Annotated in this window: 2 protein-coding genes and 1 pseudogene; 1 reads left to right on the top strand and 2 read right to left on the bottom strand. The window is 66.0% G+C overall.

Features of this window, described 5'->3' with window-relative positions; genetic code table 11:
* Positions 1-275 (top strand): annotated as a pseudogene (locus EN991_RS35625) (NAD(P)-dependent oxidoreductase); the annotation flags it as partial.
* Between the two features lie 25 nt (positions 276-300).
* On the opposite strand, the gene EN991_RS35620 reads toward EN991_RS35625, so the two are convergent.
* On the bottom strand, positions 301-1,101 hold the full coding sequence (locus tag EN991_RS35620) for an ATP-binding cassette domain-containing protein (RefSeq protein WP_063173128.1): 801 nt from the start codon (positions 1,099-1,101) through the stop codon (positions 301-303).
* On the bottom strand, positions 1,098-1,540 hold a 443-nt coding region (locus tag EN991_RS35615; protein ID WP_164769637.1), incomplete at its 5' end, for an ATP-binding cassette domain-containing protein. The genes EN991_RS35615 and EN991_RS35620, both read right to left, overlap by 4 nt.

Raw genomic sequence — 1,540 nt, 5'->3', positions numbered from 1 at the left:
GCCCCAACTTCCCGGCGATCTACAAGGCAGAAGCGCAGAAGGGCGCCGACTTCCTGGACAGATTGAAGACGGTCGAGGACCTCGATTGGACGTTCCTGTCGCCATCCGCCATGTTCGTGCCTGGCGAGCGCACCGGCAAATTCCGCCTCGGCAAGGACACGCTTCTCGCCTCCGACAAGGGCAGCAGCATTTCCTTCGAGGACTACGCGATCGTCATGGTCGACGAGATCGAGAAGCCGGCCCATATCAGGCAGCGCTTCACCGTCGGCTATTGAGCGAACGGATGGTGGCGGCCGGGTCTCAATCGAGGCCGGCCGACGCCAGCCGCATCAGGGTCCGGTTCAATCTCGGTGCTGCCGCCACCAGCGCCTTTCCAATGGCCGATTGCGGTGCGTCGATGACGGTTCGGGCATCGCCGTTCTCGGCAACCCGGCCGGCGTCGAGAAGGATGACGCGGTGGGCGACCGACCGGATGACGCCGAGATCATGTGAAATGAAGAGATAGGCGATCTTTTCCTGGCGCTGCAGGTCGAGCAAAAGCTCGAGGATCTCCCCGCGCACGGAAACGTCGAGCGCCGACACCGCTTCATCGAGCACGATCAGCGACGGCTTCGTGGCGATGGCGCGGGCAATGGCGACGCGCTGCCGCTGACCGCCTGAAATTTCGTGGATGGCACGCGGGGCGAGGTCTGCCGTCAGCCCGACGCGCTCCAGCAAGGCGGCGATGCGGCGCGGGCGCTCGCTGCGGGAAGCGATGCCATGGATGCGCAAGGGATCGTCGAGCACACGCGCCACCGTGGCGCGCGGGTTGAAGGCGGCAAGCGGGTCCTGGAACACCATTTGCAGGCGCGCGCGGCGGGCACGCAGTGCTGCGCTGCGCAGGGCCAGGAAATCGTCGCCTTCGAACTCGATGCGTCCGTCGTCCGGCTCGATCAATCGCAGCACCACCCGCGCGATCGTCGATTTGCCGCTGCCGGAGGGTCCGGCCAACGCCAGCGTTTCACCCGGCTCGATGTGAAAGGAGACATCGTCGACTGCAGCGATGGTGTTGTCGCCGCGACGGTAGCGCTTGGTGAGGTTGGACACCGCCAGCAGGCTCATGCGTGGAGCCCGGCTCGGTTCAGCAGCGGCTTGGTGTCGAGGCCGATATCGGCATCGAGCAATGCGCGCGTATAGGGCTGGGCCGGGGCGCCGACAATCTGCGCCGTCATGCCAAGCTCGACCAACTGCCCATGGCGGAAAACGGCGATGCGCCCGGCAAGCTCGGCCGCCAGCGCGATGTCATGGCTGATGAACAGCAGCGTCATGCCGTCCTCGGTCACCAGGCGTCGGATCAAGGCGACGATCTCGGCCTGCACGATGGTATCGAGCGCGCTGGTCGCTTCGTCGGCGATCAGCAATTTCGGACCGGCCGCAATGGCGGCGGCGATCGCCACACGCTGCTTCTGGCCGCCGGAAAGCTGGTGCGGGAAGGCGCGCAGGGCCGAGTCAGGATCGGGCAGGCGGACGCGTTCGAGCAGGGTTTTGGCCCTGGAATAGG

Origin of the sequence: Mesorhizobium sp. M7A.F.Ca.US.005.03.2.1, assembly GCF_003997795.1 — a bacterium.
GTDB classification, from domain to species: Bacteria; Pseudomonadota; Alphaproteobacteria; order Rhizobiales; family Rhizobiaceae; genus Mesorhizobium; species Mesorhizobium ciceri.
Note: the sequence above shows the minus strand (reverse complement) of the source record. Positions and strands in the feature narration are given on the sequence as shown.

Excerpts from the sequence above, each read along its gene's own strand:
- EN991_RS35620 (WP_063173128.1), bottom strand. The coding sequence starts at position 1,101 with ATGAGCCTGCTGGCGGTGTCCAACCTCACCAAGCGCTACCGTCGCGGC.